The organism is Streptomyces alanosinicus (assembly GCF_014650595.1).
In the GTDB taxonomy this organism is placed as follows: Bacteria; Actinomycetota; Actinomycetes; order Streptomycetales; family Streptomycetaceae; genus Streptomyces; species Streptomyces alanosinicus.
The window spans coordinates 17,562-37,396 of sequence record NZ_BMVG01000057.1; the positions used below are offsets into that span (position 1 = coordinate 17,562).

The following is a 19,835-nucleotide window of genomic DNA, read 5'->3' on the forward strand; positions in this document are numbered from 1 at the left end:
CGCGGCGGCACCGGTCAGGCCGTGACCCGGCGTCCGGTGACGACCTCGGGGTCGATCCGTATCCACACGTCACGCGTGCCGCCCGCCCACGGTGTGCTGAACGACCGCTCGGTGTAATGGCGTTGCTCCGCCGGGTCCCGCACGGTCCGGGCGTAGCCGCGGACCAGGACGCTCCAGCCCTGGCTGAAGGCGTCGTCGATGCGGTCGATCTCGAAGGCCACCTGGCAGCCGGCCGCGAGGGAGGGGGTCGCGCCGAGGCCGGTCCGGAAGACGATCGCGCCGTCGACGACGCTGTAGTTGACGGGCACGATCACCGGCCCGGCGGCGGTGGGTAGCGCGAGCCGGCCCACTCCGTGGGATCCGAGCCGTACCAGACACTCGCCCAGTGCCATCTCGGTGAAGCGGGGCTCGCGTACGGCACGTCCGGGGCCGGGCGGCAGATCGGCGGCGGCGCCGGCCAGCTCGGTCACCGTGGTCCCCAGCGCCCCGGCCAGTCGGCCCAGCGCGGCGGTGCCGGGGGCGGCGCCGGGATGCGACTCCAGATACCGCAGGTAGTCCACCGCCATGTCGGCGCGTACGGCCACGTCACGTCGTGACAGGCCGAGCTGGGCCCGCCGGGCGGCCAGCCGGCGGCCCAGATCGCCCACGCCCCGCGGCAGCTCTGTCGCCGTGTTCGCTCTCGTCTGCTGTTCGGTCATGGCCCTCACGCCCTTCTCGATCACGCCTCGGGAACGGCCACTTCGTGTCGCTCCCCGCCGAGCACCACCTTCAGCGCGCCGGTGTCGGCGGCCTGGGCGAAGACGTCGTACGCCTCCTCCATGTGCTCCAGCGGGAAGGTGTGGGTGACCAGCTGCCGGGTCGGCAGCCGGCCGCCGGCGGCCATCCGCAGCAGGGTCGGGGTGGAGTACGTGTCCACCAGCCCGGTCGTGATGGTCACGTTCTTGCTCCACAGGTCTTCCAGGTGCAGCGTGGCGGGCCTGCCGTGCACACCGACGTTGGCCACGTGCCCGCCAGGTCGCACCATGCGGGTGCACAGCTCGAAGCTCTCCGGGACGCCGACGGCCTCGATGACCACGTCCGCGCCGAGCCCGTCGGTCAGGTCGTCGACCAGCTGGCCCGGGGCCTCGCGGGCGTCGGCGATCGCGTCGGCGCCGAGCCGGTGCGCCGCCTCCAGCCGGGCCGGGGCCAGGTCGACGGCGATGATCCGCTCGGGAGAGAACAGCCGGGCCGTGGCGATGGCGGCGAGCCCGACGGGTCCGGCGCCGACGACTGCCACGGTGTCCCCGGGGCGTACGCGGCCGTTGAGGACGCCCACCTCGTAGGCGGTCGGGAAGATGTCCGCGAGCAGGACGGCGTCCTCGTCGGCGAGGGCCGCGGGCAGCGGGTGGACGGACAGGTCGGCGCAGGGGACGCGGACGTACTCGGCCTGGGTGCCGTCGATGAGGTGGCCGAGGATCCAGCCCCCGCCGCCCCGGCACTGGCCGTAGGAGCCGTCCCGGCAGAACCGGCACCGTCCGCAGGAGGTGATGCAGGACATCAGCACCCGGTCCCCGGGCCGCACGGTCCGCACGTCGCCGCCGATCTCGACGATCTCACCGACCGCCTCGTGACCGAGGACCGTGCCGGGCCGCACCTCGGGCACATCGCCCTTGAGGATGTGCAGATCCGTCCCGCAGATCGTCACGACGCCGACCTTCACGATCGCGTCGGTCGGCTCCTTGATACCGGGGTCCGGGAGGTCCTGCCAGGACGCCTGTCCGGGACCATGGAAGACAAAGCCTTTCATGGCGTTCCTCACCCTCTTCGCTCCGTCCGCCGCGGGACAGTCGGGTTCCGGTACGAGGACCAGAACCGCCCCGCACCTTCAGCTTCGCCAAAAGGCATAGCGTTCCGCTTGGGCCGTCCGGCCCTCACTCCCGGCCGGACGGCGACAGGGGCCGACCGGCCCTACCGCCGCATCCGCCCTGTCCGGTTGGCTCTTTCCATGTACGAGATCGACAGGCCCCGCGTGTCGGCGCGCGAGACCGCGCGGGACGTGGTGGCGGCCGAGCATGTGGCCGGCGGGGCGACCGTCGTGTCCCTGCGAGGCGAGATCGATGTACTGACCGCGCCCGCGCTGGCGGAGCGGCTGGACGCGCTCACGGTTTCCCCGCGACCCGACCTGGTGCTGGACCTGCGGTCGATCGCGTTCATCGACTGCGCCGGGCTCGGTGTGCTGTGCCGCGCGCGCAACCGGGTCCTCGCCCGGCGGGGCCGGCTGAGGCTGATCTCGGACAACGGGTGCCTGGTGCGCCTGTTGCGCGTCGCGGGACTCGGCGGCGTCTTCGATGTACAGCCACACCTCCCCCACCTTCCGCCGGCCGTTGCGAACGAGGCGCCGTCGACGGCGTCACCGTGACGAGCGGGTCTCTCCGTACGGCCCGTACGGCGCTCCGGGCCGCAGGGCGAGGCGAGGATCATGGACGAGACACTGTCCCTCGGCCGGATCGCCGGCGTCCGGGTCGGCCTGCACTGGAGCGTGCTGGTGATCGTCGCCCTGGTCACGGTGGCGCTGGCGAACGGCCGGTTCCCCGCCGCCCACCCGGGTCACTCCCCCTTCGCGTACTGGGCGCTCGCCGTACTGACCGCCCTTGTGTTCCTCGTCTCGCTGCTGGCGCACGAGCTGGCACACGCCGTGGTCGCCCGGCGCGACGGCGTCCAGGTCGAGGGCATCACGCTGGGGATGCTGGGCGGTGCCGTCCGGCTGCGCGGCGAAGCCCCGTCGCCGGCCGCCGAGTGCCGCATCGCCGGTGTGGGTCCCCTGACGAGCCTGCTCACCGGCGCCGCGCTGACCGGCCTCGCCATGGGGCTGGCCGCGCTGCGCGTGTCGGGGCTGGTGGTCGAGGCGGTGGCCTGGGTGGGCGCGATCAACGTCCTCCTCGCCGTGTTCAACGCGCTGCCCGCCGCCCCGCTGGACGGTGGGCGGCTGCTGCGGGCGTATCTGTGGCACCGGACCGGTGACCGGCTGCGGGCGACCCGGGGTGCCTCGGCGGCGGGTCGGGTGCTGGGCTGGTGCATGGTGCTTTCCGGGTTCGCGGACGTGCTGTTCGCCGGCCACCTCACCGGCCTGTGGCCCGCGCTGATCGGCTGGTTCCTCATCACTGCCGCCAGCGGCGAGGCCCGCCAGGCACAGATCCTGGGCATGCTGGACGGGGTTCCGGTCCGGCGTGTCATGACACCGCACCCGGCACCGTGCCGGCGACGGCGGCGCTCACCGACTTCCTGGCCGAAGGGCCCTTCGGCCGCTACCGGCACTCTGCGTTCCCGGTCCTGGCGGCAGACGGTTCGGTCGCCGGGCTGCTCACCGTGCGGCGGGTGGAGGCGACACCACCGCAGGAGCGCGCGGGCACGACGGTCGGCGAGGTGATGCACCCCCTCGGCGAGGTCGTGACCGCCGCTCCGGAGGACCCCGTGCTCGACCTGCTTCCCCGCCTGGAGGAGAGCCCGGTACGCCGCGCCCTGGTCCTCGACCACAGCGACCGCGGACGCCGACGGCGGGCCGGTCACAGCCGTTCGGGTACGACGGCCACGGGGCATGCCGCGTGGTGGAGCACACCGTGGGTGGCGCGGCTGAGCCGGCGTCCGAGGTGACCGTGCCGGCGTCGGGCGCCGACGACGAGCAGGTCGGCGTCGTAGGACACGGCGATCAGGGCGTCGCGGGCGTGGCCCTCGATGCTGCGGCAGCACACTCCGAGGCCGGCCGGTGCGTCCCGCAGGGCTTCCTCCAACGCCTCGACGACCTGCCGCTGTTCGGTGTGCGCCGGCTCCCCGGCGAGCCGCGGGTGCCCCCGGACGACGTCCGCCCGAGGGTGTCCGGTGCCCGCGTGCGCGGGGCGGCGCCAGGCCCGTACGGCTTCCAGGGGCACGCCGCGCAGCCCGGCTTCCTGGGCGGCGAACCGTACGGCGGCCGAACCCGCCGCTCCCTCGCCGACGCCGACGACGATACGGCCGTGGATCCCGGCGCGGGCCTGGTTGTCGTGGCTGCCGCGCAGCACGATCACCGGACAGTGCGCGTGTCCGGCGACCGCCAGGCTGACCGACCCGAGGAGCGCTTCGACGATGCCGCTGCGGCCCCGGCAGCCCAGGACCACGGCGAGGGCGGTGCTGCTCTCGTGGACGAGCCCGCGCTCGGGTTCCTCGGGCAGCACCGCGGTGGTGACGTCCACGCCCGGCCGGCGACGCCGGGCCCGGTCCCGGGCGACACCGACGACGTCCTGGGCCATCACCTCCTCCGTCGGCCTGCCGAGTTCCTGGGCGAGCAGGGCGCCCTCGTAGCGTTCCCAGAGCGAGGCGTACACCAGCCGGAGCGGCGCCCCGCGCAGGGCGGCCTCGTCGGCTGCCCAGTCCACGGCCCGCAGGCTCGGTTCGGAGCCGTCGACGCCGACGACGATCGGAAGGTCCACGCTGCTCACCGTCCCGTGCCGGGGCCGAGCGGCCCGCCGCCGGCCCGCGCCTCAAGGGGCTCACCGAGTACCCGTACCGCTCCTGTCGTCATGGTGCGCTCCTCGACGGGTGTCACGCGTGCGGGACCACGGCGACGGGCGCGACGACGTGGTGCAGGACGGCGTGGGTGACATGGCCGACATGGGCACCGAGAGTGCCGGTGCGGACACACCGTCCCACCACCGCCAGGGAAGCGTCCCGGGACGCCTCGACGAGCACGTGTGCGGCGTTGCCGGCCCGGCTCGCCTCGATCACGTCGACGTCCGGGAACTTCTGCCGCCATGGACGCAGTACGTCGGTCAGGAGGCCGGCCTGCCGGCGCGCGAGCGTGCCGAAGAGTTCCGCGTCGCCGTAGAACCGGTAGAAGGACGTGGGCGGCTCGCTCCAGCCGTGCACGGCCCTGAGGACCGCGCCGCGGCGGGCGGCGGTGTCGAAGGCGAACTCCAGCAGCGTCTCGTCCGGGGCGCCGGTGTCGAGACCGACCACGACGGGCCGGAAGGGGGCCGCGGCCGACGGGCCGCCCGCGGGATCCGCCGCGTGTTCGTCGGCGGCCTGTTCTCCGGCCCTGACCAGCACCACCGGGCGGGCGGCACGGGCGATGACGGCCAGGCTGACCGAGCCGACCATGAAGCCGCCGACGCCGCCGAAGCCCCGCGAGCCCAGCACCAGCAGCTCTGCGGCGTCCGCCGCTTCGGCCAGGGCCTCGGGCGCTGTGCCGCTGACCCGGTCGGTGATCACCTCTACTCCGGGATGGCGCAGCCGGATACCCTCCGCGGCCTCGGGCGCGATCCTCTCGGACCAGTCCTGTCCGGTCTCGGCGCCGAGCAGAGGTGCCTGGGCCAGGTGTGCGGGCAGGGGCTCGAAGACGTGCAGGAGCTTCAGCGGCAGGGCGCGCAGCCGTGCTTCCCGGGCCGCCCATTCGGCGGCGGCCCGGCTCTCGGGCGAGTCGTCGAGACCCACGGTGATGGTTCGGGGCATGGTCTCCACCTCCGTGACGAGGGACCCGATACCAGCGTGCTGACATCGCGGCCACCGGTTCCTGGGCCGCAGGTCCCTGCCCGGGCCCGACCGGCCCATGAGCGAGAGGAGACCTCATGTCCTTCCCCGCCGTCACGGGGCGCGCCGGCGCCACGCTCGCGGGGGCCGCGCGCATCAGGGTGCGGGAGCGGACGTGCGGTTCGACCTCGCGCACGGTGACCATGGAGTGAGTGGGGCCGGTCGGCCCTAGCGTGTGCGGAGCCGGCGGGTGATGATCGGCCGCATGGACAGTCCGCAGTCCGTCCCGTCTCCCGGGGAACGAGAGGTCGTCATGGGTGAGCCACGCACCTTCAGCGCGCAGAACCCGATCCGCGTGTTCCTTCTCGACGATCACGAGGTCGTGCGCCGCGGCCTGACCGATCTGCTCGACGCCGAACCGGACATCAGCGTGGTCGGCGACGCGGACACCGCCCACCACGCGCTGACCCGCGGCCCCGCGCTGCGTCCGGACGTCGCCGTACTCGATGTCCGGCTTCCCGACGGCGACGGCATCACGGTCTGCCGGGAGTTGCGCGACCGGATGCCGGAGCTCGCGTGTCTGATGCTGACCTCCTTCGACGACGAGGAAGCCCTGCTGGACGCGATCATGGCCGGCGCCTCCGGCTACGTCCTCAAGCAGATCAAGGGTTCCGACCTGGTCTCGGCGATCCGCACCGTCGCCTCGGGTCAGTCGATGCTGGATCCCGCGACCACGGCCCGCCTCATGCGCTCCCTGCGGGCGGATCCGGCCGCCGCCCCCTCATTGCCGCCCGAGCTGGCCGGTCTGTCGCCACGGGAACGGGACATCCTCGCCCTCATCGGCGACGGCCTGACCAACCGGGAGATCGGCAAGAAGCTGTACCTGTCCGAGAAGACCGTCAAGAACCATATCTCCCGGCTGCTGTCCAAACTGGGCGTCCAACGCCGCGTCCAGGCAGCGGTCCTGGCTTCCCACCTGGGACCACAGGCCTAGGGCGTGTTGCGGCCGGGACTTTCGCAACACGCCCTAGTAGGGCCCGTCCGAGCAGTGCGGTCAACGTCTCGACCAGAGGCGGCCGTAGAAGGCGGGCTGGGTGGTGCTGAACGCGTGGGTGAGTTGGGCCGGTGCAGGTTTCCGTGCCGTCAGGTCGAGGGACCGTTGTGCGAGCCACAGGTCGTGGACGGCGCTGGGGGGCCGCAGCAGAGAACGCTGGAGCAGTGATTCGCTGCGTGCCAGGCGTTTGCGGACGGCGGATGTCGAGAGGGACAGTGCCGCTGCGGTCGGGGCGATGCGTGCGTCGAGGCGTAGCCAGGTGGTGAGTGTGTCGGGGATGCAGGCCGGGATCCCGGGAGCGCGCAGACACCGGAATTGGTGCTGCGCCCACGTCGTGACGTGGGGCAGCTGGAGGAGTTCGTCCAGGGAGGGCACCCGTGTGGCGCTGTGTCGGGCAGGGGCGGATCTGCCTGCCGCGATCGCGCGCAGGGCGAGGGCCAGGGTGGCTTGATCGGCGAGTCGGTCCAGGTCCAGGTGCAGGAGGCCTTGGACGCAGGTGAGACGTGCGGACAGGGTGTTGCGGTGGATCTTCAGGTGCGCGGTCGCGCGCGAGGAGAAGCTGAGCCATGACGCGATCGTGGCCAGTAGTTCGGCGCCGTCAGGGTCCTGCGGCCGTCTGGCGCGGTGGGTGTGGACCGGCGCGAGAAAACTCCGGGCCCACAGGGCCGCCTCCGGGCCGATGGTGAGGGCCAGGTCGGGGTCGCTGGTGAACGAGGACTGCCGTTCGGTGCGGCGGCGGGCGACGGCCAGGGCGTGAAAGGCCTGGGCATAGCCGGTGGCGGTATCGCACAGCGGCACCTCGTCGCTCACGCCGATACAGCAGTCGGCTCTCCGCGACGCGGATCTGGTCCACTTGGGTGCGCGGCCGGGCGGTGCCTCGGGGCCGGCGGGCGCGAGGACAATCGTGTGATTGGCATAGACGGGACAGGGCACGACCCATGCGCGCTCGGCCGCCTGGCTCAGCTCGTCCGCCACCTGGCTTCGTACGCCGGGCGGCCCTTCGACGACGTACACCTGAACCGTCTCGGGCAGCGTGGGTCGCAGTGCCCCGGCGATCTGGCGTGCGGCGGCGGCCTGACCGTTCATCAGGAGGTGCAGCACCGCTTCGCGGATCCGGGCGTCCGCGAGTTGCAGCCGACGCTGCTGCTGCCGGGTGTGTTCCGTCATCCAGCTCAGGCTCAGGGCAGAGGTGGCGTCGGCGAGCAGGAGCGGCACTTCAGGCGGTGCCGGCTGGGAGAAGACGGCGGCGAGCACGGGCATGGGAACGCCTCGCGGGCCGTCGAGAGGCAGGGCGATGCAGGTGAGTCCGTCGTGGTCGATGGTCACGGACTTCAGTCCCCGGGCGGTGAGTTCACGCACCGCGCGCCGGGCGATGTCCCTTTCGGCGTCGCCAAGAGGCCTTTTCGACGGGAAGGCCATGGCACCCGTCGAGTCCACGAGGAGCACATCGGCTCCGGCGCGGGCACCCAGCATGCTCAGCAGCAGCGGGATTCCGCCTCTGCGAGCGAAACGCTGCATGTCCAGTACGTCTTCGGCCCGTCGAACCCGGGCGGCCGCCGCGGTCTCCGTGTGCACATCGCTCCGGTGCATGTCTCTCCCCCCGAGAGCCTACGCATCGACAACAACCCACCACTACCACACGGTCAGTAACGATGGTCTCAACGGGAGTTGAGGGGTGCCCACAGTCGGTCGGCCTCGCCCGCGGCCATGCTTCCCCGGTAGACCTCGATCTTGCGGTCGATCATCTTCAGATTCTCCTGGATCTCCGCCAGCCTGGCCAGGATGTCGGCGCGGTGTGCTTCCAGGAGGGCAAGGCGTTCCGCCTCGTTGCCCGATCCCGCAGCGACCAGTTCGGCGTACTGGCGGATGCCTCTGATGGGCATGCCGGTGGCGCGCAACTTGGTGCAGATGGTGATCCACTTGAGGTCGAGTTCCCGGTACCGGCGGCGGCCGCCGCTCGTGCGGTCGACCGGACTGATGACCAGTCCGGCACGCTCGTAGTACCGAAGTGTGTGCACGCTCACGCCGGTGCGGCGGGCCGCCTCGGCGATGGTGACACCTGCTGCGGGTATGGCGCTGCGATCCGTCTTCGGCTCGGCTGCACCGGATGCCGGCTGCGGCTTGATCTCGACCACGCTCTAAATCCTAGCGTCGTGGCCATGAGTTCATCAGTGCTCTCCCCTGCCGCGGCTGCCGAACCGAGCCCGCGGCACAAGTCCCTCGTACTCGCGATCTGCTGCATCAGCATCGTCGTGGTCGTGATGGACATCTCCGTCGTCAACGTCGCGCTCCCCACCATCGGCCGCGAGCTGCGGGCCCCGGAGTCCGGTCTGCAGTGGACGGTCGACGCCTACACCCTGGTGCTGGCCGGGTTCCTCGTGCTGGCCGGGTCCACCGCCGACCGAGTCGGCCGACGGCGTGTCTTCCAGGCCGGTCTCGCGGCCTTCGGCCTCGGCTCGCTGCTGTGCGGACTGGCTCCGGGCATCGGCTGGCTGATCGCGGCACGGGTGCTGCAAGCCGTCGGCGGGACCATGCTCAACCCGGTGGCCATGGCGATCGTCGCGAACACCTTCACGGATGCCGCCGAACGGGCCCGGGCCATAGGCGTCTTCGCCTCGATGTCCGGGCTGGCGCTGGCCCTCGGCCCGATCGTCGGCGGTGCGCTGGTCGACGCCTTCGGCTGGCGGTCGGTCTTCTGGATCAACATCCCGATCGTGGCCGTGGCGATCGTGTGCGCCGCGCGGTTCGTGCCCGAGTCCCGGGCCGCCCGGGCCCGCCGGTTCGACCCCGTCGGGCAGGCGCTGATGGTCCTGGTCCTGGGCAGTGTCGTGTACGCGATCATCGAGTCCAGGTCGCTGGGCTGGACCTCGCCGGTCATCGTCGGGCTGCTCGCCGTCGCCGCGCTCGGCGTGGCGGGCATCCTCGGCTACGAACCGCGCCGCGCCGATCCGCTCCTGGAGCTGCGTCTCTTCCGCAGCGTGCCGTTCGGTTCGGCGATCGTGATCGCCCTGTTCGCCCTGTGCGCCTTCGGCGCCTTCTTGTTCGTGACCCCGCAGTACCTGCAGGACGTACGCGGCCTTGCGCCGGTGACGGCGGGGCTGTGCCTGCTCCCGGTCGGGCTGCCCGTCCTGGTGATAGCGCCACTCACCGGGCGCCTGGTCGGTGCGCGCGGTCCGCTGCTGCCGCTGGTGGTGGCCGGGACGGCCCTGGCCCTCGGCGGCGGCATGTCGCTCCGGCTCGGGCCGGACACTCCCCTCTGGGCCGTCCTGGCGATCTATCTGCTGTTCGGCGTCTTCCTCGGTGCGGTCAACCCGCCGATCACCAACGCGGCGATCTCGGGGATGCCCCGTTCGATGGCCGGGCTGGCCGGTTCGCTGGCCTCCACCGGCCGCCAGACCGGCACCACCTTGGGCGTCGCGATCTCCGGGACGGTCATCGGCCCGCGGACTGCCCAGGGCGGGACGGCGTTCACCAGCGCGACGCAGGGTGTGTGGTGGATGATCCTCGGACTCGGCGCGGGCGTCCTCGCCCTCGGCGCGGTCAGCTCCACCCCGTGGGCACACCGAACGGCCGAACGTGCGGGCACGAGCCTCTGATACCGGCCGGTCCGCCGCGTGAGCGGCGGTCGTCATGTCGGCAATCTGCACACCCTGAAGACTGCCTGGTTCCGGCAATGCGATACGGCGCGCTCCCGACGAAGATCGCCAGCTGAAGCCTTTGTTCTCGAAGTTCTCGAAGTTCTCAAAGTTCTCGACGCTCACAAGGAAGGTCCACACGTGAGACTGACCCGCGCCGCCCTGGCCGTCGCGGCCACCGCTCTGACGCCGGCGCTGCTGCTCGCCACCCCCGCCTTCGCCGCCGGTTCGGCCGCCACCTCGCCCACCCGCGTGGCGGCCGCGCCGGGCACGGGCGGCTCGACCACACCGGTGGACGAGATGTCCGACGACGAGGTGCGGATCGCGATCATGCGTATCATCGCCGACCCGGGCACCGGCAGGGCGGTCCACGCCGCCGCGCAGAAGGCCATGGACGGCACCATCGCGGACCAGCGGAACTTCCTGAAGACCGGTCGCGCGGCGGCCCAGGCCGAGGATGACAGCGTCGCCGTCTTCCACATCCTCGCCGTCGCCCGCCAACGCCACGACAAGGCGGTCGTCAGGGAGGCCACCAAGGCCCTGGACGATGGCTCACCGGCCGCCCTGCGCGCCTTCCTGGCGACCGGCTACCGCCTCGCGCAGGCCGAGGACGACCGCGTCGCCGTCTTCCGGATCCTCGCCGACCCGGCCACCGGCCCGGCACTCCGCGCGGCGGCGGAGCGGGCCCTCGACAACGGCACGCCGGAGGCCCTGCGGTACTTCCTGGAGCACGGCCGGTACGAACTGAAGGCCCGAAGCGTGTCTCGTTGACAGGCTCGGCAGCTGACCGCACGCCGGGATGGCCTGTGCTGCCACAGACGTGACCGAGGGGGCGGTACCGTGCGACAGGCCCGGTACCGTCCCGAAGTGCTGCCGCATTTATCGGCCGCCTTCTTCATCGTCTTGCCGATGCGCCACCGCGCGTGGCGTCGCATGCGGCCGACCGACACCATGACTCGGCGGCTCGCCCGATCTTCGCGCGGTGGGCTTCCCGGAAGGCCGCGTCGTGCCCGTGGAGGCCGTCGCCACGGCCCTTGCGGGCGCTCGACCGCCGCACCCGCCGCACCCCACCACCGAGCGTCGTCATCTTCGGGCGCCTCAACCGCACCATGGCGGCCCTGGGGCGCGCGGCCGGCCGCCGCAGCATGGTCCAGGTCATGGGCCGGGCCACCTCCGCCGGCCAGTCGGTGATGTGACCCGCAGCGCGGCAGTGTCGTCCTGGCGGGTCACGGGGATTCAACGCCTCCTGACACCGCTGTCAGGCACAGTCATGTCATCTGTCGTCAGCCTGCCGCAGCGACATGGCGAGCCAGTTCCGCGGCCAGGCGCCGCATGACCGTGCGGTTGGCCCGCCGTATCGCGGCCCGGACGGCGGGCGCCAGTAGACGGTCGGCGAGCGGGACGCGGGTCCAGGCGTAGCCGAAGGACACGTGGCTCCCGCCGGCGGGCAGCGGTTCGATCGTGTAGGTGCCGTGGGCCAGGCGCCGGCCGACCGCGCTCACGTTGCGTTCGACGATGCGCCGTGGCGCTTCGGCCTCGACGACCTCGATGGAGACGTCGGTCCTCGTGCCACCCAGTGCGGCGGTGACCGTGGCGCCCGATCCGATGCCGCAGCCGGGGCCGCTGAACCGCCAGTCGGTCAGGTAGTGGTCGGTGAAGCGCTCGTGGTGAGCGATGACATCGAGGAAGTCGTAGACCTGCTCGGGCGTCTGCGGTACGTCGATCGACACGGTGACGGACTTCATGTACCACACGGTACATGCGCGGTGTACCGATCGGTACACTCATGCCGTGGTGAATCAGGATGACCCGCGGCCGGGGAGCGAGGCCCTGCACGGCACGGACCGGGACCGCCGCTCTCAGCTGGTGGACGCGGCCGTCGACCACGTCGCGGCGCACGGCATCGCGGACCTCAGCCTGCGCCGCCTGGGCGCCGCGATCGGGGTCAGTCATCGCATGCTGATCCACTACTTCGGCTCCAAGGAACAGCTGCTCGTCGAGATCGTCCGGACGTCGGAACGGCGTCAGCGCGACCTGCTGTCCCGGCTCCACCTGGAGCCCGGCCTCGCGCCCGCCGATGTCGCGCGGCTGCTGTGGCAGCGCTTGACGGACCCTCGGCTGGCCGGTCAGGAGCGGCTCTTCTTCGAGATCTGCGGGCAGGCGCTGCGGGGCCGCCCGGAGGCCGCCCCGGTCCTCGAAGGACTGGTGACGGACTGGCTGGAGCCGCTCGTGGCCGCCGAGACGGCCGCGGGGGCGAACCCCGCCACGGCCCGGAGCCGCGCCAGGCTGGGACTGGCCACCGTCCGCGGTCTGCTGCTCGACCTCCTCGCCACGGGCGACCGGGCCGGCGTCGACGCGGCGATGGAGGAATTCCTCCGCCTCTACTACGGCTCGGACCGGACGTAGTCGGACATTCGGACCGAGCAGAGTCGGTCATTCGGACCGACCGCCACCCCGAGCACCATCACCCACCGCGTCACCCCGGCGCCCGACAGCGGGAGCACCGGGACGGCAACGGCCCACATCGACGTGACCTCACTCGGGGAGTTCCCCGGTGTCACGGTCGCCGGCCAGCCGGAGCGTCACCAGGGCGGCCAGCCCTGCCAGGATGCCGAAGGTGAGGGCGGCCGGGACGCCGCTGCCAAGGTTGGAGAACAGGTACACGGGTCCCCAGATGCCGGCCGTGTCGTCCGCCGCCATGTGCAGCACCTGGCTCGCCAGCAGTCCCAGCACGGTGGCGCAGACCGCGCCGGCCGCCAACGCCGGCGCCGTGGTCCGGGTGAGCAGGCCGGGCAGCAGCCGCAGCGCCCACCACACCACGGCCAGCAGGAGCGCATCGGCTGCCCGGTACAGCAGCCAGTCGCCGATGGGCGTGCCGGACGGGCTCGTCCAGCTGCCGAGCAGCAGCCACTCACGCAGCAGGTCGCCGGGCTCGGACAGCATCCCTCCGCCGTCGAAGGAGGTCTGGATCCAGGCCGCCACCGAGGTGGACGAGAGGACGACCAACGACAGCGCGATCACCGCGGTCCCGGCGCTCGCCGCGAGGCGGGCGGCGCGTGGCGGCACGCTCCGGCGGGGCAGCGGATCCGTGTCCTTGGCCGTGACGCGTGCCACGAGCACCGTGAGCGGGGCGGTCACCAGCGCCGCGCACACCACGACCGGCCCGCTCGCCGCGATCACGTTCGCCAGCTGCGGCAGCACCCGGTAGCTGCCGTGCCCCCGGGACGCGATCAGCCACGGCGCGGAGACCGTCACCGCCAGCGTCGCGGCCACCGGGCCCCACGCCCACAGCGCGAGCAGTGTGGCGGGCGTACGACCCTGGGTCGGCGGAATCCTGCGGACCAGGAGCAGCGCGCCGGCCAGAAAGAACGCGAAGACGGCCACGAATCTGATCTGCATCGCGGTGCGGTACAGATCGGCGTACTCGGTGCCGTCACTCAAGCCGGCCGGCGTCGGAAGGTCGTACGACCATGGCATGAGCCATCGCCGCAGTTCGCTCACCGACTGCACGTCGAACACGCTCGTACTGCCGCGCAGCTGCAATGCCGATGCGCTCGCCCCCGCCCACCACAGCAACAGTGTGATCAGCAGGCCTCCGGCCAGTGCCGGTATCACCGCGCGCCGATATGTCATGTGCTTTCCCCCGCCTTGGCCTGTGTCCGTGAAGGTTTCGAACAGGGGAAGAGTAGGGCGTGGTGATCACATGCGGCATGTGTTCGGCCACAGGGTCACGGCAGCGGAGCCCGGACGAGCTCGGGCTGCGGTTCCGGCTGCCGCGCCGGGGTGACGGCCGGTTCCCACTGCCGGGTGGTCCGGATGTAGTGGTGGATCACCGAGGCCATCGCCAGAATGAGGAGCGGTCCGAACAGCCATGGATGTGCGGCCATCTGCGTCGGCAGATAGCGGTACGACAGCAGAAGCGCGACGAAGACCGTCGCGCCATGGGCGACGAGCCGGGTCCCGGACCGGTCCCAGCCGCGGGCGAGCGAACGCAGAGCGGCCTCGATCGTGAGCGCGAACACCGCGCCGGCGATCAGATCGGCACCGTAGTGATAGCCGAATCCCAGCGTCGCGCCGAGCGTCGCCGTCAGCCAGAACGCGCCCGCGTACCGCAGAATCCTGGGGCCCTTGCGGGAATGGATGAAAATCGTGGTGGCCCATGCCGTGTGGAGGCTCGGCATGCAGTTGCGCGGGGTGATCTCGTCGAACGGAATCGGGTGCGGGTTGCTGATCGGCGGGGGCGTGTCCGGCCACAGGTTCGCCGCCGCCCAGTGTCCGCCCTCGGCGCTGTAGGCGAAGACCGGTCCGACCACCGGGAAGATCATGTAGATGGCCGGTCCGAGGAGGCCGACCACCAGAAAGGTGCGCACCAGATGGTGGCTGGGAAAGCGACGCTCGACCGCCACATTGCGCAGCTGGTAGACGGCGACGACGACCGCGGCGACCGCGAGCTGGACGTAGACGTAGTCGAGAATGTGGGCGCCGACCGGACCGCTGGCCCTGACGATCTGGCCTGCCAGCCACGACGGATTGCCCAGCGCGTGGTCGGCGGTCGCCACATAGGGGTCGAGCACCGTCGGGTGGGTCTTCGACGTGATGAGCAGCCAGGTGTCGCCGGTCTTGCGGCCGGCGACCAGGAGCAGGGCCAGTCCGACGCCCTTCAGCAGCAGGGCACGTTCCTGGCCCGTGCGGCGTGTGACGGCGATGACCGCGCAGCCGAGGACCACCAGGAGCGCGCCGTTGCCGAAGGGGTGGCCTTCGGTCACCTTGATGTCGAGCGCCCACCGCCCCACCAGGATGACGAGGTCGATGCCGAGCGCGGCGCCGAGCGCGATGCATCGCTGACGCCAGGTGAGCACGACCATCATCAACGCCATACCGGCGTACAGGAGGAACCCCGACTTGGGCGGGAAGATCACCTCTTTCGCCTGGTTGGTGATCGGCCCCGGCAGGCCGTAGTGACGCGCAGCGATCTCCAGCGCGATGAGAAACCCGAGGGTCACCACGCCGGCTGCCGTCCACAACATCACCCGTGGTCGACGCCACGCGGCGAAGTCAATTCTGTTCTTTATTCGCGAAGAAATCCGTGCTGGTGCAGGTATCAATTTGTTCGGCCGATTTTCTCGATGTATGAAACTGGTCGCTCTTCGTGCCGGAGCCCGTCAGGGGTTGGATCATGATATCGGAACGGCGCGCCCCCTGGAGAGACGGCGTTCCCCGGGGAAGCGCTCCACAAGAGCCATGTGTTTTATCCTCGCCACCCCTGCCGGCGTGCCGTACGCGGACCTCGTCGAGGACTCCTGACCGCCGCGGCGTCGCATGGCGGGCGGCCCGGCCGGGGCGCGGTCGCCCGCTCCGCCCGGCATGCGACGCCGGTCAGGGAATCCGGATCACCACCGGCTACGGAAGGGTCACCCCCTCCGCCTCCAGCGCCGCCGGCACCGGCTGGAAGAAGGTCTCGCCGCCGGACGTGCAGTCACCGCTGCCGCCCGAGGTCAGCCCGATGGCCGCGTCGGAGTCGAAGAGAGCGCCGCCGCTGTCGCCGGGCTCGGCGCACACGCTGGTGTCGATGAGCCCGGAGACCGAGCCCTCCTCATAGTTCACGGTCGCGTCGAGCCCGGTGACGGACCCGCCGTGGACACCCGAGGTGCTGCCGCTGCGCTGGACCGACTCACCCACGAAGGCATCGGCCGCGTGGGTGATCTGCTGGCTGGAGCCGTTGTAGAGGTCGACGGCACTCGGGTGGTCGCTGTTCGCGTCGTCGTACTGGACCAGGGCGTAGTCGGTGCCGGGGAACTTCGAGTCGACCGTCTGGCCGACCTCCCCGCCGCCCTGCGAGTCGGACCACGTGGCGGAGGCGTTGCCGCAGTGTCCGGCGGTCAGGAAGGCCGGCGCGCCGCTCATCGTCACATTGAAGCCGAGGGAGCAGCGCACGCTGCTGCCCCAGATGGCGTCACCGCCCGCGATGTACGGCTTGAGCGCGGTGGCGGCCCGGCGTACGACGACCTTGTCGCCGAGCGAGGCGACCACGGTGTTCAGCCGGGTGTGCCTGGATCCGGTGACCGTCGGGTCGACGGTCAGCACCACCTTGTCCTGACGGGGGTCGATCGACCAGGCGGTGCCCGAGATCCGCGCCCGCTGGGCCAACGTGCCGAGGACGTCGCGCAGTTGGCCGGTGGAGTAGCGCACGGTTCTGGGCACGGCGCCGGCACGGCGGACCTGGCCGGCCGCGGACGGGTCGGTGATGTTGACGACGAACCGGTGGGCGGCGGCGTCGTAGTAGGAGCCGGCGCCGCTGTTGCCCAGTCGTGCGACGAGGGCCGCGGCGGCGGCGGCTCGAGCCGCGGCCGGGGTGGGCGCGGCGGACGCGGGGGCGGCCGTGGCCGAGCCGGCGCCGGGGAGCAGGGCCGCGCCTGCCGTGAGGACCACGGCGCTCGCTGCGGTGAGCGCACGGGTGGTGAGAACTGTTCGGCGTTGCGCCATGTGAAGCCTCCAGTGGGGGTTGCCCCGCCCACTCGACGGGCTGGGGCCGGAGGTACGACGGACACGGGGACGCCCGGATCTTCAAGGCCAGGCGTGACCATGCCAAACGCCGACGAGTATGGCGATGCCTTCCCGCCGCAACAAGGAAGGAATCCGGCCGTACGTGTGGTTCGACGGGCAGCCGAGGGCTGTCGCGGTCCGCGCACTCCGCGCCCTCGGCCCGCTGCCCGGCGTCACACACGGTGCCCGCCACCGCACCCGTGGTCCACGCTGGGTTCACCCACGACTGGCCGATATGCAACGATTCCGTCCGGAATCCGGACCAGCCGTCGCCGTTTTGGAACGCTCTTGGCCGATGGATGACCTGACACGGACCACAGCGCTCATCCGACGGGGCCGGAACCAGCTCAGCGCGCCCTGCCGAGGGGCCGTGCGGGCGGTAGCGTGCGTCCATGCCGGACGCGCCGCTCCGCCCCGAACCGTTCGTCCCGAAGACCGCCCCCGAGGCGCTCGAAGACCTCCGCTCACGGCTGCGCGCGACGCGCTGGCCGGACGCGCCCGAGGACGCCGGGTGGTCGCTCGGCACCGACCTCTCCTACCTCCGGGAACTCGTCGCGTACTGGGCGGAGGAGTTCGACTGGCCGACCCAGGAAGCCGCACTCGCCCGGCTCCCCCGCTTCCGCGTCCGCCTCGGCGGCCTCGGCATCCACTTCGTGCATGCGCGGGCCGCCGCCCCGGCCGGGCCCGTCCTCCCGCTGGTCCTCGGCCACGGCTGGCCGGACTCGTTCTGGCGCTACACGAAAGTCATCCCGCTGCTCACCGACCCCGGCGCGCACGGCGCCGACCCGGCCGACGCGTTCGACGTGGTCGTGCCCGACATGCCGGGCTACGGACACTCCGACCGGCCCACCGGTCCGCCCCTCGACTCCGTCGCCGTAGCCCGCCTGTGGGCCGACCTCATGAGCGTCCTCGGCTACCCGCGCTTCGGCGCGGCGGGCGGGGACGTCGGCAGTCACGTCAGCCGCTACCTCGCCCTCGACCACCCCGACCGGGTGGTGGCCGTGCACCGCATGGACGCGGGCGTGCCCGTCTTCACCGGCGACCCGGCGGAGCTCACACCGGAGGAACGCGCCTGGCTCCGGGACGCCGCGGCCTGGGGCGCGACCGAGGGTGCCTACGCCGCCATGCACCGTACGAAGCCCCAGACCGCCGCCGTCGGGCTCACCGACTCGCCGGCCGGGCTCGCCGCGTGGATCGTCGAGAAGCTCCGGGCGTGGAGCGACTGCGCCGGCGACGTCGAGCGGAGCTTCACCAGGGACGAGATCCTCACGAACGTCACGCTGTACTGGCTCACGGAGACGATCGGCTCGTCGATGCGCATGTACCGCGCGAACGCCGCGATCCCGGCCGCGCAGCACGCCCGCAGGGTCGAGGTACCGTCCGGCTTCTCGCTCTTCCCCGGCGACCTCATCCGCCCGCCCCGGGCCTGGCTCGACCGCACGACGAACGTCGTCCGCGTGAGCGAACCCGCGCGCGGCGGGCACTTCGCGCCGTTCGAGGAACCCGAACTCTACGCGGAGGAACTGCGCGCGTTCTTCCGCCCCTACCGCACGGCGGCGACGGGCTGAGGCGAGGCGGCGCACACGCACCAGGCGCCACAAATCGTGGTTCTTCGGCCATCTGACGGCCCGTTCGCGGCGGATTTCCCCTGCGGAGGGAGCCTTGCGGTCTCCCGGTAAAGGATCCTGTCTGTGGAGAGCCGAATATCCCGCAGCGACAGCACCCCCGCGCACCAGGCCGGCGGCGGACCGGTAGCGAGGGTGAGTGGGCCGTTGTTGACGGTGGGGGTGGAGGAGGAGTTCCTCCTCGTCGATCCGCGCACACGCCTGCTGATGCCGGCGGCCGCGCCGGTCATCTCGACCGCCCAGGTCAAGCTCGGCGACCGGGTCGCCCCGGAGTTGACCTGCTATCAGGTCGAGACGCGCACCGAACCGCACCGGGATCTCGGGGCGCTCGCCGAACAGCTCTATGCCAACCGGCTGTCTCTGTCGCGGGCGGCCGCCGCGCACGGAGCCGGGCTGGTCTCCAGCGGCACCCCGGTCCTCACCCCCGCGGGCGCCCCGCCGTTCATGCCCGGAGCCCGGTACGAACGCAGTGCACGGGCGTTCGGCGCACTGGACGAGGAGCAGGTGTGCTGCGCGTGTCACGTGCACGTCGGCATGGCCAGCCGCGCGGAGGCCGTCCAGGTCAGCAACCATCTGCGGGCCTGGATCGCGGTGTTGATCGCGCTGGCGGCGAACTCGCCGGTGTGGGACGGGCGGGACACCGGCCACGCCAGCTGGCGCACCGTGTGCTGGGCCCGCTGGCCGGCCGCCGGGCCCCCGCCGTACTTCGAGTCCGCCGGACACTACGACGACCTTGTCGCCACCCTGATCGGCACCGGTGTGGTCCTCGACGCCGGGGGGATCTACTGGGACATCCGGCCCTCCCACCACGTGCCCACCCTGGAAGTGCGGGTCGCCGACGCCGGCCTGACGGTCGACGACACCGTGCTCATCGCCGCCCTGGTACGCGCCGCGGCCGCCACCGCGCTCGCCTCGGTCCGGGCGGGCCGGCCGGCCCCGCGGCCCGATCCCCATATGCTGCGCGCGGCGTCATGGCATTCCGCCCGCGAGGGGCTCACGGGAACGGTCCTCGACCCGGTCTCGCGCCGGCTCACCCCGTCCTCGCGCCGGATGCACAGCCTGCTGGCCTGGATCCACCCCGCTCTGACCCGGCACGGCGACGCCGCCCTGGTCGAGTCCCTGCTGTCCCAGCTCAATCTCTACGGCACCGGAGCCGTGCAACAGCGTGCCGCGCTACGGCTGCGGCGACGCCCGGCCGACATCGTCGATCATCTTCTCGCGCGCACCCTCGCGGCACCGGGCAGTGGCCGCGGGTGAGTCTGCCCCGCGCTGTCGGATCAGGTCGCGACGTGCGGCGGTGAGGAACTCCGCCCTGCCGCTCGTCCTTGGCGCTCGCCCTTGCCGCTCGTCGTATGTCAGCGGTCGTGCGAGCCCCGTCAGTAGGCGGAGTTGACGTTGTCGATGGAGCCGTAGCGGTGGGCGGCGTAGTTGGCGGCGGCGGTGATGTTGGCGACCGGGTCGGTGACGCTGTGGGCGGTGCCGGCCACGTGGTAGGCGTTG

At 72.0% G+C, this 19,835-nt stretch carries 20 protein-coding genes and 1 pseudogene; 10 read left to right on the forward strand and 11 right to left on the reverse strand.

What is annotated here, in order from left to right; translation table 11 throughout:
- Nucleotides 1-14: 14 nt before the first annotated feature.
- Nucleotides 15-698: a helix-turn-helix domain-containing protein gene (locus IE277_RS42990; RefSeq protein WP_189959157.1), complete on the reverse strand. Its 684-nt coding sequence runs from the start codon at nt 696-698 to the stop codon at nt 15-17.
- A gap of 20 nt (nt 699-718) precedes the next feature.
- Nucleotides 719-1,786 (reverse strand): zinc-dependent alcohol dehydrogenase family protein, encoded by a 1,068-nt coding sequence (locus tag IE277_RS42995; protein ID WP_189959158.1) that lies wholly within the window; start codon nt 1,784-1,786, stop codon nt 719-721.
- Nucleotides 1,787-1,984: 198 nt separating this feature from the next.
- Here IE277_RS42995 and IE277_RS43000 point away from each other — a divergent pair, with 198 nt between their 5' ends.
- Genes IE277_RS43000 through IE277_RS49950 form a run of 3 tightly spaced genes read left to right on the forward strand, consistent with a single transcriptional unit; the run spans nt 1,985 to nt 3,630 of the window.
- Nucleotides 1,985-2,398, forward strand: coding sequence for an STAS domain-containing protein (locus tag IE277_RS43000; RefSeq protein ID WP_189959159.1), 414 nt, complete (start codon nt 1,985-1,987; stop codon nt 2,396-2,398).
- A gap of 60 nt (nt 2,399-2,458) precedes the next feature.
- Nucleotides 2,459-3,406, forward strand: a complete 948-nt coding sequence (locus tag IE277_RS43005; RefSeq protein WP_189959160.1) for a site-2 protease family protein — start codon at nt 2,459-2,461, stop codon at nt 3,404-3,406.
- Nucleotides 3,406-3,630: a hypothetical protein gene (locus IE277_RS49950; protein ID WP_373311000.1), complete on the forward strand. Its 225-nt coding sequence runs from the start codon at nt 3,406-3,408 to the stop codon at nt 3,628-3,630. Before IE277_RS43005 ends, IE277_RS49950 begins: the two co-directional genes overlap by 1 nt.
- On the opposite strand, the gene IE277_RS43015 is transcribed toward IE277_RS49950, so the two are convergent.
- Entirely contained in the window at nt 3,543-4,442 is a 900-nt protein-coding gene (locus IE277_RS43015) for a universal stress protein (protein WP_189959162.1), read from the reverse strand. The genes IE277_RS49950 and IE277_RS43015 overlap by 88 nt on opposite strands.
- Nucleotides 4,443-4,554: 112 nt before the next feature.
- On the reverse strand, nt 4,555-5,460 hold the full coding sequence (locus tag IE277_RS43020) for a universal stress protein (RefSeq protein ID WP_189959163.1): 906 nt from the start codon (nt 5,458-5,460) through the stop codon (nt 4,555-4,557).
- Between the two features lie 331 nt (nt 5,461-5,791).
- Between IE277_RS43020 and IE277_RS43025 the strand changes: the two genes are divergently transcribed.
- Nucleotides 5,792-6,472 (forward strand): response regulator, encoded by a 681-nt coding sequence (locus IE277_RS43025; protein WP_189959175.1) that lies wholly within the window; start codon nt 5,792-5,794, stop codon nt 6,470-6,472.
- A 60-nt stretch (nt 6,473-6,532) separates the two neighbouring features.
- On the opposite strand, the gene IE277_RS43030 is transcribed toward IE277_RS43025, so the two are convergent.
- Nucleotides 6,533-8,122, reverse strand: coding sequence for a helix-turn-helix domain-containing protein (locus IE277_RS43030; protein WP_189959164.1), 1,590 nt, complete (start codon nt 8,120-8,122; stop codon nt 6,533-6,535).
- Between the two features lie 68 nt (nt 8,123-8,190).
- A complete protein-coding gene (locus tag IE277_RS43035) occupies nt 8,191-8,667 on the reverse strand; it encodes a MerR family transcriptional regulator (protein WP_189959165.1) in 477 nt (158 codons plus the stop codon).
- A gap of 24 nt (nt 8,668-8,691) precedes the next feature.
- Here IE277_RS43035 and IE277_RS43040 point away from each other — a divergent pair, with 24 nt between their 5' ends.
- The 3 genes from IE277_RS43040 (at nt 8,692) to IE277_RS43050 (ending at nt 11,363) form a co-directional block, all read left to right on the forward strand.
- Nucleotides 8,692-10,128 (forward strand): DHA2 family efflux MFS transporter permease subunit, encoded by a 1,437-nt coding sequence (locus tag IE277_RS43040; protein WP_189959166.1) that lies wholly within the window; start codon nt 8,692-8,694, stop codon nt 10,126-10,128.
- 180 nt (nt 10,129-10,308) lie between these two features.
- Nucleotides 10,309-10,938: an ALF repeat-containing protein gene (locus tag IE277_RS43045; protein ID WP_189959167.1), complete on the forward strand. Its 630-nt coding sequence runs from the start codon at nt 10,309-10,311 to the stop codon at nt 10,936-10,938.
- A gap of 263 nt (nt 10,939-11,201) precedes the next feature.
- Complete coding sequence (locus IE277_RS43050; RefSeq protein ID WP_189959168.1) at nt 11,202-11,363, forward strand: hypothetical protein; 162 nt, start codon at nt 11,202-11,204, stop codon at nt 11,361-11,363.
- An 87-nt stretch (nt 11,364-11,450) separates the two neighbouring features.
- On the opposite strand, the gene IE277_RS43055 is transcribed toward IE277_RS43050, so the two are convergent.
- Nucleotides 11,451-11,912: an SRPBCC family protein gene (locus tag IE277_RS43055; protein ID WP_189959169.1), complete on the reverse strand. Its 462-nt coding sequence runs from the start codon at nt 11,910-11,912 to the stop codon at nt 11,451-11,453.
- Nucleotides 11,913-11,958: 46 nt separating this feature from the next.
- Here IE277_RS43055 and IE277_RS43060 point away from each other — a divergent pair, with 46 nt between their 5' ends.
- Nucleotides 11,959-12,573: a TetR/AcrR family transcriptional regulator gene (locus IE277_RS43060; RefSeq protein WP_229882454.1), complete on the forward strand. Its 615-nt coding sequence runs from the start codon at nt 11,959-11,961 to the stop codon at nt 12,571-12,573.
- A 129-nt stretch (nt 12,574-12,702) separates the two neighbouring features.
- Here IE277_RS43060 and IE277_RS43065 read toward each other — a convergent pair whose 3' ends face one another.
- The 3 genes from IE277_RS43065 to IE277_RS43075 all read right to left on the reverse strand — a co-directional run bounded on the left by IE277_RS43065 (nt 12,703) and on the right by IE277_RS43075 (nt 16,650).
- Entirely contained in the window at nt 12,703-13,800 is a 1,098-nt protein-coding gene (locus IE277_RS43065) for a hypothetical protein (protein WP_189959170.1), read from the reverse strand.
- Between the two features lie 95 nt (nt 13,801-13,895).
- Nucleotides 13,896-15,194, reverse strand: a complete 1,299-nt coding sequence (locus IE277_RS43070; RefSeq protein ID WP_189959171.1) for a phosphatase PAP2 family protein — start codon at nt 15,192-15,194, stop codon at nt 13,896-13,898.
- A gap of 373 nt (nt 15,195-15,567) precedes the next feature.
- The gene (locus tag IE277_RS43075) at nt 15,568-16,650 is read right to left on the reverse strand and encodes a S1 family peptidase (protein WP_189959172.1); all 1,083 of its coding nucleotides are present in this window, start codon (nt 16,648-16,650) and stop codon (nt 15,568-15,570) included.
- A 452-nt stretch (nt 16,651-17,102) separates the two neighbouring features.
- Here IE277_RS43075 and IE277_RS43080 point away from each other — a divergent pair, with 452 nt between their 5' ends.
- Nucleotides 17,103-18,278: an epoxide hydrolase family protein gene (locus tag IE277_RS43080; protein WP_189959173.1), complete on the forward strand. Its 1,176-nt coding sequence runs from the start codon at nt 17,103-17,105 to the stop codon at nt 18,276-18,278.
- 123 nt (nt 18,279-18,401) lie between these two features.
- Complete coding sequence (locus IE277_RS43085) at nt 18,402-19,592, forward strand: carboxylate-amine ligase (protein WP_229882455.1); 1,191 nt, start codon at nt 18,402-18,404, stop codon at nt 19,590-19,592.
- 119 nt (nt 19,593-19,711) lie between these two features.
- Here IE277_RS43085 and IE277_RS43090 read toward each other — a convergent pair.
- Nucleotides 19,712-19,835: pseudogene (locus IE277_RS43090) on the reverse strand (transglycosylase SLT domain-containing protein); the annotation flags it as partial.